14 protein-coding genes are annotated in these 12,232 nt (G+C 71.9%); all 14 read right to left on the reverse strand.

Annotated elements, in window-relative coordinates; all coding sequences use genetic code 11:
- Nucleotides 1-15: 15 nt before the first annotated feature.
- The 14 genes from ACFY2K_RS33910 to ACFY2K_RS33975 all read right to left on the reverse strand — a co-directional run bounded on the left by ACFY2K_RS33910 (nt 16) and on the right by ACFY2K_RS33975 (nt 12,116).
- Nucleotides 16-1,176: an NAD(P)/FAD-dependent oxidoreductase gene (locus ACFY2K_RS33910; protein ID WP_387716476.1), complete on the reverse strand. Its 1,161-nt coding sequence runs from the start codon at nt 1,174-1,176 to the stop codon at nt 16-18.
- Nucleotides 1,177-1,320: 144 nt separating this feature from the next.
- Nucleotides 1,321-2,214: a twin-arginine translocase subunit TatC gene (tatC, locus tag ACFY2K_RS33915; RefSeq protein WP_375890940.1), complete on the reverse strand. Its 894-nt coding sequence runs from the start codon at nt 2,212-2,214 to the stop codon at nt 1,321-1,323.
- A gap of 157 nt (nt 2,215-2,371) precedes the next feature.
- Nucleotides 2,372-2,659 carry a Sec-independent protein translocase subunit TatA gene (gene tatA / locus ACFY2K_RS33920; RefSeq protein WP_380524703.1) on the reverse strand — a complete coding sequence of 96 codons (288 nt, stop codon included), beginning with the start codon at nt 2,657-2,659 and terminating at the stop codon, nt 2,372-2,374.
- Nucleotides 2,660-2,849: 190 nt separating this feature from the next.
- Entirely contained in the window at nt 2,850-3,026 is a 177-nt protein-coding gene (locus ACFY2K_RS33925; RefSeq protein ID WP_360230298.1) for a hypothetical protein, read from the reverse strand.
- A 21-nt stretch (nt 3,027-3,047) separates the two neighbouring features.
- Complete coding sequence (locus ACFY2K_RS33930; RefSeq protein WP_333493513.1) at nt 3,048-3,254, reverse strand: hypothetical protein; 207 nt, start codon at nt 3,252-3,254, stop codon at nt 3,048-3,050.
- Nucleotides 3,255-3,281: 27 nt separating this feature from the next.
- On the reverse strand, nt 3,282-4,238 hold the full coding sequence (locus tag ACFY2K_RS33935; protein WP_375890807.1) for a helix-turn-helix transcriptional regulator: 957 nt from the start codon (nt 4,236-4,238) through the stop codon (nt 3,282-3,284).
- A complete protein-coding gene (locus ACFY2K_RS33940) occupies nt 4,235-5,215 on the reverse strand; it encodes a helix-turn-helix transcriptional regulator (protein WP_375890805.1) in 981 nt (326 codons plus the stop codon). The genes ACFY2K_RS33935 and ACFY2K_RS33940 overlap by 4 nt, the downstream gene beginning before the upstream one ends.
- A gap of 199 nt (nt 5,216-5,414) precedes the next feature.
- A complete protein-coding gene (locus ACFY2K_RS33945; protein WP_375890804.1) occupies nt 5,415-5,798 on the reverse strand; it encodes an FKBP-type peptidyl-prolyl cis-trans isomerase in 384 nt (127 codons plus the stop codon).
- Nucleotides 5,799-5,959: 161 nt separating this feature from the next.
- Nucleotides 5,960-7,279 (reverse strand): FKBP-type peptidyl-prolyl cis-trans isomerase, encoded by a 1,320-nt coding sequence (locus ACFY2K_RS33950; protein ID WP_375890802.1) that lies wholly within the window; start codon nt 7,277-7,279, stop codon nt 5,960-5,962.
- A 217-nt stretch (nt 7,280-7,496) separates the two neighbouring features.
- Nucleotides 7,497-8,486: an FKBP-type peptidyl-prolyl cis-trans isomerase gene (locus ACFY2K_RS33955; protein ID WP_375890800.1), complete on the reverse strand. Its 990-nt coding sequence runs from the start codon at nt 8,484-8,486 to the stop codon at nt 7,497-7,499.
- 135 nt (nt 8,487-8,621) lie between these two features.
- Nucleotides 8,622-9,983: a Pup--protein ligase gene (gene pafA, locus ACFY2K_RS33960; RefSeq protein ID WP_375890798.1), complete on the reverse strand. Its 1,362-nt coding sequence runs from the start codon at nt 9,981-9,983 to the stop codon at nt 8,622-8,624.
- A gap of 121 nt (nt 9,984-10,104) precedes the next feature.
- Nucleotides 10,105-10,860, reverse strand: a complete 756-nt coding sequence (gene prcA / locus ACFY2K_RS33965) for a proteasome subunit alpha (protein ID WP_375890796.1) — start codon at nt 10,858-10,860, stop codon at nt 10,105-10,107.
- 31 nt (nt 10,861-10,891) lie between these two features.
- Nucleotides 10,892-11,734, reverse strand: a complete 843-nt coding sequence (gene prcB, locus ACFY2K_RS33970; RefSeq protein ID WP_375890794.1) for a proteasome subunit beta — start codon at nt 11,732-11,734, stop codon at nt 10,892-10,894.
- A 163-nt stretch (nt 11,735-11,897) separates the two neighbouring features.
- Complete coding sequence (locus tag ACFY2K_RS33975) at nt 11,898-12,116, reverse strand: ubiquitin-like protein Pup (protein ID WP_030286125.1); 219 nt, start codon at nt 12,114-12,116, stop codon at nt 11,898-11,900.
- Nucleotides 12,117-12,232: the final 116 nt, after the last annotated feature.

The raw sequence follows: 12,232 nt of genomic DNA on the forward strand, positions 1-12,232 counted from the left end.
CCCCGCCCACGCCCGTCACCCCGCCGGGAACCGGTCGGCCCGGAACGGCGCGAGGTCCAGCCCCGGCCGCTTGCCGGTCAGTTGCTCGGCGATCAGCAGCCCGGTGGCGGGCGCCAGCCCGATCCCGGCCCCCTCGTGCCCGCAGGCGTGGTAGAGCCCCGGCACCCGGGGGTCCTCGCCGATCGCGGGCAGGTGGTCCGGCAGGTAGGGGCGGAAGCCCCGGTAGACGCGCATCACGGTGACGTCCGCGAGCACCGGGAACAGCTCCGCCGCCTGGACGGCGAGCCGGCGCAGCACCTCCTGGGAGAGGGTCCGGTCGAAGCCGACCCGCTCCCGGCTGGCGCCGATCAGCACCGGTCCGCCCGGGGTCCCCTCGACCACGGCGGAGGTCTGCAACCCGGCCGAGCCGCTGGCCACGTCCGCCACGTAGTCGGCGGCGTAGACCTTGTGCCGGACGATCCTGGGCAACGGCTCGGTGACCAGGACGAACCCGCGCCGGGGCAGCACCGGCAGGTGCACCCCCGCCAGCGCGGCCAGTTCGCCGCCCCAGGTGCCGGCGGCGTTGACCACCGCGGGGGCGGCCAGTCGGCGCCGGGCGGTCCGTACGCCGCGCACCGCGCCGTCCGGGCCGCGCTCCACGGCCGTCACGTCCTCCCCGGTGATCAGTTCGGCGCCCGCCCGGCGGGCCTCGCGCAGCAGGTGGGCGGCGGCGAGCGCGGGCTGCACCTGGGCGTCCTGGGGGTAGTGGTAGCCGCCCGCGAGCCCGGGGGCGAGGTGCGGCTCCAGCTCGCGCAGCCGCTCGGCCGGAACCTCCTCGGCGCTCACCCCGGCCGCGGCCTGCCCGGCGGCGAAGGCCCGCAGCGCCTGCTGTCCGGCCTCGGTCGAGGAGACCACGACGCCGCCCTTGGGCTCGTACTCCACGGCCGGGCCGAGCTGTTCGGCGAGTTCGCGCCAGAGCCGGGTGCTGAGCAGGGCGAGGTCGAGTTCGGGCCCGGGTTCCTTGTCGGAGACCAGCAGGTTGCCCTCGCCCGCCCCGGTGGTGCCACCGGCGACCGGCCCGCGGTCGACGACGGCGACGGCGAGTCCGGCCCGGGCGGCGTAGTAGGCACAGGCGGCGCCGACGACTCCGGCGCCGACCACGACGACGTCCAGTGGAGGTGTCCAGGTCTTCAGCACGCCAGTAATATGTCACATGCCATCTGCTCTGCCAAGAGTCCCCTGCCCTTCCCCGGAGAGTCCCCCGAGAGTCCCCGGAACGGCGGACGGCCCCGGCCCCCGCACGAAGCGGGAACCGGGGCCGCGGCCCGATCACTCACCGGCTCAGGTGATGTCGTCCATCTGCTCCCGCCGTGCGCCCGGCACCGGAGCGGCGCCCGCCGCCGGCGTCGCCGAGGCCTCGACCGTCTCCGTACCCGCCACCGGCTGCACCGAGAGGTCCACCTCGGAGGCCTCCTCGTCGTCCAGCTCGGCGTCCGGGTCGTTCCGGCGCTTGCGCCGGTCGTTCATGATCGAGATGCCCACCGCGATGAAGTACAGCGCCCAGATCGGCGCGGCCAGCGCCAGCATGCTCAGCGGGTCGGCGCTCGGCGTCGCGAAGGCCGCGAACACCGTGATGCCCATGACCATGCCGCGCCACCAGCCGAGCAGCCGCTTGCCGGTGACCATCCCGACCTGGTTCATCATCACCAGCAGCAGCGGGAACTCGAAGGCGAGGCCGAAGACCAGCACCATCCGGGTCGCGATGTCGAGGTAGTCCTCGGGCGGCAGGATCGGCGTGGTGTTGTTCGGGGTGAACGAGATCAGCACGTCGACCGTGGTCGGCAGCACCAGGATCGCCACGGCCACACCGGCCAGGAACAGCGGCGCCCCGCAGAGCATGAAGACGACCGCGTACTTCTTCTCGTGCCTGTGCAGACCGGGCGCCACGAAGGCCCACACCTGGTACAGCCAGATCGGCACGGTCCCGACCACGCCGGCCGTCAGCGAGACCTTCAACATCCAGGTGAAACCGGCGGTCAGACCGATGTTGGAGACCTGGGCGCACTTGCCGTGGTACTGCCCGGCGGTCTCCACGGTGCAGCGCGGCAGCGGCTGCAGCAGGAAGTCCTCGATCTGCTTGTGGTAGATCGCCGCGATGACGGTGATCACCAGGATCGCCAGGACCGACTTGACCACGCGGTTGCGCAGTTCCCGCAGGTGATCGGCGAGGGCCATCCGCCCCTCAGGATCCTTGGGCGCCTTCTGCGGCGCCTTGGAGAGCTTGCTCAACCCCGGTCCTCAACTCGTGCGTCGAGGCCCGCCGGTCGACGGGCCTCCGTGGTCGCTCGCGGCACCCGTGCCGCGTACCTCGGGTACGTCACGCGCGCCGCGCTCAGTGCGGGCGCTCGCCGCCGGGCACACCCGGGGCGCCGGGCGCCGGCTCGACGATCCGGGCCTCCGGCTGCGCCGAGCCCTGCGCCGAGACCTGCGGCGGCGCGGACGGCCGGACGGCCGACGCACTGCCCTCCGGCTCCTCCTCCGAGCGCATCGCCCTCGCCTCGCTCTTGAGGATCCGCAGCGACTGCCCCAGCGAGCGCGCCAGGTCGGGCAGCCGCTTGGCCCCGAACAGCACGACGGCCACCACCACGACCACCACGATCGCGGTCATCGAGAAGCGCATGCGCCGACCACCTTCAGCATCCGCGGCCCGACAGGCCGCCCGCCGCGGATGGTAACCGCTGCGGATGACGCCCCGACGACGGCCGCCCGAACAGGACAGCGGCCCCGACCGGCAGGACTGGAGCCACTGAGAGCGTAACCCGCCCTCACCTCAGGACAGCAGCCCCCGTACCGCCGATGACCCGGCCGTGCTATCGGGCGGGAACGGCCTCGGCCAGCTCCCCCGCCGCCTCGGCCAGCGCCCGGGACGCCGCGTCCACGCCCTTGGCCAGCGCCCGCACGTCCAGCCAGAGCCGGATCGCGAGGACCCCGAGGACCAGCAGGCCCGCGGTGGCGAGCAGGACGGCGGCGACGAGCATCCAGGACATGCGCCCCACCCTATACGGGGGTCACCCCTCCGCCGGGACGAGCCGCATGGTGCGCACCCCGGCCGCGGTGAGCGCCTCGACGATCTTCTCGCCGGCCGGTTTGCGGACCGCCGCCCCGCAGAGCGGGCAGCCGAAGCTGTAGTGCGCCTGCGCGGGAGTCCGGCCGAGGGTCAGCCGGAACTCCTCGGCCGGGAGCTCGACCTTCTCCCGGCACTGCGAGCAGTACACCTTGAATCTCGTCCCGGGCTCCACCGCTCAGTCCCGCCCCTCCCCGTAGGCGGCCAGCGCCTCCCGCGCGGCCGAGCGCGCCTGCTCGGCCGGCTCGGGCGGCGAGACGATCCGGCCGTCCCGGCCCAGCCGCAGCGCCAGCGGGCGCAGCTGGGAGGGGTCGGCGCTGCGCAGGGTGATCCGCAGCCCCCCGTCGGGCAGTTCCTCGGCCCGGTCGTGGGTGTAGTACTCGGCGACCCAGCGGCCGCCGGAGGAGACCTCGACCACCACCTCCGGGTCGTCGGCGGCCGGGTTGACCAGCCCGCCGCTGAGGTCGCGCGGCTCGCGCCGGGGCGGGTCGGCCGGGACGTCCAGGACGCGGATCTCGGCGACCCGGTCCAGCCGGAACATCCGGTGGTCCTCCGAGGTGCGGCACCAGGCTTCCAGGTAGGTGTGGCCCTCGGTGAGCAGCCGGATCGGGTCGACCTCGCGCTCGGTCATCCCGCCGCGCCCGTGCGAGTAGTAGCGCAGCCAGAGCCGGCGGCCCTCGCTGAGCGCGCGGTCGATGTCGGCGAAGACGTGGCTCTCGGCCTCGAAGGTCACGCCGACCCGGGCGCTGCCCTCGGCGCTCTCCCCCGCGGCGTTCTCGATCTTGGCGACGGCCCGGGTGAGGGCCTCCCGGTCCCCGGCCCGCAGACCGGGCAGCCCGGCCACCGCCCGGGCGGCCACCAGCAGCGCGGTCGCCTCGTCGGCGGCCAGCCGCAGCGGCTGGGCCACGTCGTCGACGTTGTGCCACCAGATCCGCTCGCCGTCGGTGTCGATGTCGAGCAGGTCACCGCCGCGGAAGCTGGTGCCGCACATCGGCAGCACGTTGAGGTCCGCGATCAGCTCGCGCTCGCTGATCCCGAACGCGCGCGCCACCTCGGCGACCTCGGCCCCGGGCCGCTCGCGCAGGTAGGTGACCAGCGACAGCATCCGTCGCGTCTGGTCGATCGCATTGCTCATGCCCGAACGTCCTCCGTGTCCAGCCCCGCGACCGCCCGCAGCCGGTCGATGACATCCGCCCGCAGCTCCTCCGGGCCGAGCACCAGCACGTCGGGCCCGAACTCCGCGAGGTCGGCGCCCAGCCCGTTGCCGTACGGGATCTCCAGCTCGTCCCAGACCTCGTCGACCCGGGTGCTGCCGAGCGCCTTGGTGCGCAGCGGGAAGCCCGCGCCCCGGCGGACCCGGACGGTCGCGGTGGCGGTGGCCCCCTCACCGGCGAACTTGGCCACGGTGGCCCGGACGTCCACGTGCTCGGGCACGGTGCCCAGGAACGCCCCGCTCCTGGCCTTCACCCTGCCGGTGATCCGGCTGAGCCGGAACACCCGGGCGTCGCCGCGGTCCCGGTCGTACCCGGCCAGGTACCAGTGCCCGCGCCAGCACTCCAGCGCCCACGGCTCGACGCTGCGCTGCTCGACGGCCGCGGCACCGGCCTTGCGGTACTCGAAGGTGACCGGGCGGCGGTCCCGGGCGGCGGTGAGCAGCGGCTCGAACGCGGCCTCCCGGGCGGGGATGCGCGGCTCCAGGGCGGTCCGGCCCTCGGCCTCGGTGAACGGCACCCCGGCCGCGCGCAGCTTCTGCAGCGCGCCGCTGGCCGCGCCGGACATCTTGGCCTGCTGCCAGACCCGGGCGGCCAGGGTCAGCGCGGCCGCCTCCTCGGCGTCCAGCGCGATCTCCGGCAGCCGGTTGCGGTCGGCGCGGGCGAGGTAGCCCAGCTCACCGTCCAGCGTGCTCTCGTCGACGTCGATCACCAGGCCGAGCTCGCGCAGGTCGTCCTTGTCCCGCTCGAACATCCGGTTGAAGGCGTCCTCGCTGCTGTTCTGCCAGGCTTCGCGGTAGGCCTCGATGGATTCCCGCAGCTCCTTCTTGGAGAGCGGACGTCTGGTGTTCATCAGGCACAGGGCGAGATTCATCAGCCGCTCTGCCTTGGCGATCGCCATCGCTGACCCTTCCGGTGTGCCGCGCCGCGCGCGGGGTGCGCCAACCGGGCGATCCCCACCCGGCGGGACCGACCGTACCGGTAGCGGTACGCACTGCAAAAGCCGCGTCCCGCGGCCGGTCCCCGGGAGCCGCCGTCCGGGCCCGGGAACGGCCTCGGGCCGGGCCCCCGAAGGGGTCCGGCCCGAGGTCACAGCAGGCTCAGACGGCCAGCAGGTCGACCACGAAGATCAGGGTCGAACCCGCCGGGATGAGCGGCGACGGCGACTGGTTGCCGTACGCCAGGTGCGACGGGATGGTCAGCTCGCGACGGCCGCCGACCTTCATGCCCTTGACGCCCTGGTCCCAGCCCTTGATGACCCGGCCGCCGCCCAGCGGGAAGCGGAACTCGTTGGGGCTCCGGTTCCAGCTCGCGTCGAACTCCTCGCCGGTCTCGAAGGTCACGCCGACGTAGCGGACGCTGACGTTCTGACCCGGCTTGGCCTCCTCGCCGTCACCGACGACGATGTCGCGGATCTGCAGCTCGGTCGGGGCGTCGCCGATCGGGAAGTCGATCTCGGGCTTCTCGTTCAGGTTCACAGCCATGGTCCCTCTTCTCACGTTCCCAAATTCCCTACACGACCAAGCGGCGGACACCCGTGCCGCGGTCCGTCCGGACCACGGTACGGGCGCCCGCCGCCCGCCGGGACGCGGCCACGCGGCCGCACCCGAAGGTCACACGCGCACCATTGTCCCCGAAAAGTCGATCAGCCCTGACCGGCGTCCAGGATGTCCACCACGAAGACCAGGGTCGCACCGGGCGGGATGTCGCCCTGGCCCTTGTCGCCGTAGCCCAGCGAGGCCGGGATCACCAGCTCGACCCGGCTGCCGACGGTCTGGCCCGTCAGCCCCTGGTCCCAGCCCTGGATGACCTGGCCGCCGCCGACCGCGAAGGAGAACGCCTGGCCCTTGCTGAGCGAGGAGTCGAAGACCTTGCCGTCCTTGGCCAGCGCGCCGGTGTACTGGACGACGACCTTCTCGCCCTTCTCCACCGCCGGCCCGGTGCCCTTGATCAGGACGTGGGTCTTGAGCTCGGTCGGGTCCTTGGCCCCGGCCACCGGGGTGATGTCGGCCGGCTTCTTGCCGTTGTCCTTGACCTGCGGGAAGTCGGCCGGCGGCGGGGTGACGGTGCCGCTGACCACCGCGTCGGGCGCGTTGGCGTTGCGGACGTCGATCACGAAGATCAGGTTGTCCTTCGGGCCGATCGACATGTCCGGCTTGCCCTGGGAGCCGAAGCCGGCCGCCGGCGGGGCCACCACCAGCAGTCGGCTGCCGGCCTTCTTCCCCATCACGGCCTGGTCCAGCGCGGGGATCAGCGCGTCGGTGCCGGCCTGGAAGATCTGCGGCTTGCCCTTGTCGTCGTACGAGCTCGGGATGTCCTTGCCGGTGTTCCAGTCCTTGGCGGTGTAGTCCACCGAGGTCCAGGAGTTCTTGTCCACCTTGGGGCCGTTGCCCTCGGACAGCACCTTCACCACGAAGGAGCCGTCGGAGGCCTCGCCCGGCACCTGGATCTCGGCCTTCTTGCCGAAGTCACCGGTGACGGTCGGCAGCACCTTGGCGCTGTCCTTGATCGGCGGCACCGGCTCGGCGGTCGGCGTGGGCGGCGCGGACTTCGTCGCGTCCGGCTGGGCGGCCGAGGCGGTGTCCTTCGACGAGTCCTTGTTCACCATGTACAGCGTGATGCCGCTGCCGACCAGCAGCACGGCGAGCACCGTGCCGAGGATCACGCCCAGCTTGCCGACGCCGGGCGGGTTCTCGTCGTACCCGGCCTCCGAGCTGTCGGCCTTGCGCACGTTGCTGGCGAAGATCTGCGGGGCCTCGTCGTCGTCCGACTTGGGTCCGGCCGCGCGCGGCTTGTCACCGGGCTGCGCCCAGCCCGCCTGCTGCGCGAGGATCGCCGGGGGCACGACGATCGACTCACGGTCCGCCGTGGCCTGCCCTCCCGGGCGGGAGGCGGCCGGGTCACCCGCAGAGCCGTCGTTCGCCGCGGTGCCGGCCGCGCCCGGGCTCGGCGTCTTCTCAGTCATGACTCCCCATCCATCTCGCCACGAGGTCTTCCAGGTCTGCGCCCGGCGTGGTGAGCGCCGGCCTGCCGCCGTACCCGTCCGCCCCGGACCCCGGCGCCGGGCGGCGCCTGCCACAGTGCGAGGGCAGTATGACAGCTCAGGATGAGGACGGACGCTTTGTTGTACGAGCGTCCGCCCAAGCGTACGGAATCCTCCCGGCGACTTCCTAGAGCGCCCGCTAGACCGCTTCCAGAATGTCGATCACGAAGACCAGCGTGGAGTTCGGCGGCACCGACCCCTGGGCCTGGTCCTTGTAGCCCAGGGCCGGCGGCACCACCAGCAGCACCCGGCTGCCCACGTTCTGCCCCACCAGCCCCTTGTCCCAGCCCTCGATCACGCTGCCGGTGCCGATCTGCACGGCCTGCGCCCCGCCGTGGGTCCAGGAGGCGTCGAACTGCTGCCCGTTGCTCCACAGCACCCCGGTGTACTGCACGATCAGGGTCTGCCCGGTCTTGACCTGCTTGCCCTCGCCCTTGATCAGCACGGCCTGCTGGAGGTCGGCGGGGGCGGCCTGCCCGGCCGGGACGGTGATCCCCGCCGGTGCCTTCCCGTTGTCCTTGACCTGCGGCAGCGTCGCGGCGGGCTGGGTCATGTTGCCGGTCAGCGTGGAGTCCTGCGGCAGCGCCTCCACGATGTCCAGCACGAAGACCACGGTGTCGCCCTTGTTGACGCCCAGCTGGGTGGAGCCCTGCTCGCCGAAGGCGGCCGCCGGCGGGGCCACCACCAGCAGCCGGGTGCCCACCTTCTTGTCGATCACGGTCTGGTCCAGCGCCGGCACCAGCTGCCCGCTGCCGGCCTGGTAGAGCTGGGGCTTGCCGTTGTCGTCGTACGAGCTGGGCAGGTCCTTGCCGGTGGTCCAGTCCTTCGCCGTGTAGTTGACCGTCACCCAGTCGCCCTTGCCGACCGTCGACCGCTCACCGTCCGTCACCGTGTTCACCACGAACTGGCCGCTGGGCTGCTGGCCCTCGGGGATGGTGATGGTGGCCTTGCTGCCGAAACCACCACCCGAAAGAGTGGGCATCGGGGAGGCCTCGCCCACCGGCGCCGGCACCGTCGGGGCCGCGCTCGGGGTGGACGGCGTCGCCGGTCCGGCCGCCTTGGGCGAGCTGCTGCAAGCGACCGCGAGCAGCAGCGGCAGGGTGAGAAGCAAACCGGCGGTGCGGCGCACGGTGGTCCTAACTGTCGGTCGAAGTCGGCTCTCCCGACTCGACGGACAGCGTATGCCCGGCATGCGTCCGGCCCCGGTAGACACCACCGGGGCCGGTCAACGCCGAGGGCGCGGCGGTCGGTCACACGCCGACGGTCACATGCCGGCGATCAGCTTCTCCACCCGCTCGTCCACCGAACGGAACGGGTCCTTGCACAGCACGGTGCGCTGCGCCTGGTCGTTCAGCTTGAGGTGCACCCAGTCCACCGTGAAGTCCCGGCGCTGCTCCTGCGCCCGGCGGATGAAGTCCCCGCGCAGCCGGGCCCGGGTGGTCTGCGGCGGGACGGACTTGGCCTCGAAGGTCTTGAGGTCGGTGGTCACCCGCTTCGCCTGGCCCTTGCCCTGGAGCAGGTAGAACAGGCCGCGCCGGCGGTGGATGTCGTGGTACGCGAGGTCGATCTGGGCGACCCGCGGGTTGGACATGCTCATCTCGTGCTTCTCGCGGTAGCGCTCGATGAGCTTGTACTTCATGATCCAGTCGATCTCGGTGGCCACCGTGTCGAGGCGCTCGGTGCGCACCGCCTCCAGGGTGCGGCCCCACAGTTCGAGCACCTGGGCGATGGTGCCGGTGTTGATGCCCTTGCGGTCGGCGAACTCCAGGGCCTTGCTGTAGTACTCCTCCTGGATGTCCAGCGCGCTGGCCTCCCGGCCGTTGGCCAGGCGCACCTGGTGGGTGCCGGTGAGGTCGTGGCTGACCTCGCGGATCGCCCGGATCGGGTTCTCCAGGGTGAGGTCGCGCATCACCACGCCGGCCTCGATCAGCCGCAGCACCAGGTCGGTGGAGCCCACCTTGAGCAGGGTGGTGGTCTCCGACATGTTGGAGTCGCCGACGATCACGTGCAGCCGGCGGTAGCGCTCGGCGTCCGCGTGCGGCTCGTCCCTGGTGTTGATGATCGGGCGGGAGCGGGTGGTGGCGGAGCTGACGCCCTCCCAGATGTGCTCGGCCCGCTGGCTGACGCAGAACACCGCGCCGCGCGGGGTCTGCAGCACCTTGCCCGCGCCGCAGATCAGCTGGCGGGTGACCAGGAAGGGGATGAGCACGTCGGCCAGCCGGGAGAACTCGCCGTGCCGGGCCACCAGGTAGTTCTCGTGGCAGCCGTAGGAGTTGCCGGCCGAGTCGGTGTTGTTCTTGAAGAGGTAGACGTCCCCCGCGATGCCCTCCTCGTGCAGCCGCCGTTCGGCGTCCACCAGGAGTCCTTCGAGGATCCGCTCGCCCGCCTTGTCGTGCGTGACCAGCTCGGTCACGTCGTCGCACTCGGGGGTGGCGTACTCGGGGTGGGAGCCGACGTCGAGGTAGAGCCGGGCGCCGTTGCGCAGGAACACGTTGCTGCTGCGGCCCCAGGAGACGACCCGGCGGAACAGGTACCGCGCGACCTCGTCCGGCGACAGCCGACGCTGCCCGCGGAACGTACAGGTCACGCCGTACTCGTTCTCCAGCCCGAAAATCCGGCGGTCCATGAGCACTCCATTCTCTGTCGGAGCTGTCCGAAACCGCCTCCACGACGACTGGGCCGCCGCAGGGGCACCGGAGTCCCGTACGCCGGCGGTCCGGCCGCCGTACGGGACTCCGCAGGCACTGCTACTCCGGCGCGCTCGCCGCCGGGTTCTCGTCGTCGTCCGACTCGGCGGACTGGTCCCCGTCGAGCAGCCGGCCGAGCTGGTTGCCCAGGATCCGCTTGAACTTGCGCTGCTGGAACCGCTGGCGGTCGAGGACCGCGACCTCCAGTTGTTCCGGGGTGAGGGCGCGCGGGCTGCCCCCGTTGGGGTCGCGGGCGAGCGAGTCGACCGCGACCTTCACCGCCTCGGTGAGGCTCAGTCCGGCGCGGTGGCGCTGGCCCAGGTAGTTGCCGATCGAGTCGGCGTTGCCGCCGACCACGACGTAGTTCTTCTCGTCGACGACCGAGCCGTCCGGCGTGAGCCGGTAGATCTGGTCGTTGTCGGCGGTGCGGCCGACCTCGGCGACGATCAGCTCGACCTCGTACGGCTTCTCGCCGACCGAGGAGAAGATGGTGCCCAGGGTCTGGGCGTACACGTTGGCCAGGCCGCGGGCGGTGACGTCGGCCCGGTCGTAGGAGTAGCCGCGCAGGTCGGCGTAGCGGACGCCGCCGATGCGCAGGTTCTCGAACTCGTTGTAGCGGCCGACCGCCGCGAAGGCGATCTTGTCGTAGATCTCGGAGACCTTGTGGAGCGCCCGGGAGGTGTTCTCGGCGACGAAGACGATGCCGTCGGCGTAGGTGAGCACGACCACGCTGCGGCCGCGAGCGATGCCCTTGCGGGCGTACTCCGCGCGGTCCGCCATGGCCTGCTGGGGCGAGACGTAGAACGGTGTCGACACCGGCGGTCGTCCCTTTCCTGTGAGGTGATGGCTAGATCAGCGGGGCCTGCGGGCCGTTGGGCCGGGTCAGGCGCTCGTCGGTGATGGCGACCGCGATCGCCGCGACCTCCGCGTTGTCGAGCCGGCGGAAGCCGTCCGCGGTGATCAGCGAGACGATCGGGAAGATCTTGCGGGCGAGGTCCGGGCCGCCGGTGGCGGAGTCGTCGTCGGCCGCGTCGTAGAGCGCCTGGACGACCAGGGTGGCGGCCTGCTCGGCCGTCAGGTCGTCGCGGTAGAGCTTCTTGAGCGAGCCGCGGGCGAAGACCGAGCCCGAGCCGGTGGCGGTGAAGCCGTGCTCCTCGGAGCGCCCGCCGGTGACGTCGTAGTTGAAGATTCGGCCGCGGCCGAGGTCGAGGTCGTAACCGGCGAAGATCGGCACCACCGCGAGGCCCTGCATCGCCATGCCGAGGTTGCCCCGGATCATGGTGGTGAGCCGGTTGGCCTTGCCCTCCAGGGAGAGCACCGCGCCCTCGATCTTCTCGTAGTGCTCCAGTTCCAGCTGGAACAGCCGGACCATCTCGACCGCGAGGCCGGCGGTGCCGGCGATGCCGACGGCGCTGTACTCGTCCGCCGGGAAGACCTTCTCGATGTCACGCTGGGCGATGACGTTGCCCATGGTCGCGCGGCGGTCACCGGCGATCACCACGCCGCCGTCGAAGACCGCGGCCACGATCGTGGTCCCGTGCGGGGCCTCGACCACGGAGCCTTCGGGGAGCCCGCGGTGGCCGGGCAGCAGCTCCGGCCGGTGCTCGGCGAGGAAGTCCAGGAACGAGGAGGACCCCGGGGTCAGGAAGGCAGCCGGTAGACGCCCGGTGCCACGAGTGTTGGCTTCCACACGATTCCTTCCAGGTAGCTTGAAGCGCGCATTGCCCGCACCCTACCCGCCGACGATCATCGTCCAACGCGTGGAGGGGCCGGTGCCGGGACGGCCGGGCGGACGGCGCCGCCCGACCGTCCCGGACGGTCACGACCGTGAATTCCCGATGACCGGGTACGGGCTATTGCCCGCCCTTCTGCACGAATCCCCGGACGAAATCCTCGGCGTTCGACTCGAGCACTTCGTCGATTTCGTCGAGCACCGCGTCGACGTCGTCGCTCAACTTTTCCTGGCGTTCCTTGAGGTCGTCGGAATTCTGGGTTTCCGCGACCTGCTCCTCGACCTCCTCGGAGGAGCGGTTTGCCCGCTGCTGGCCGCCGCCGGTGTCCTTGCTCGCCATTTCCCTCACCCCGCTCGAATCGTCTGGCACGGTTTGGTCGGTCGGTCGTTGCCGGTTGGCACCGACCCTATACACAAGGGGCGACTGCCGCTCCCGGTTTGCCGGTGGTGCTCCCT

It is taken from the genome of Kitasatospora sp. NPDC001309 (assembly GCF_042896295.1).
Lineage (GTDB): Bacteria > Actinomycetota > Actinomycetes > Streptomycetales > Streptomycetaceae > Kitasatospora.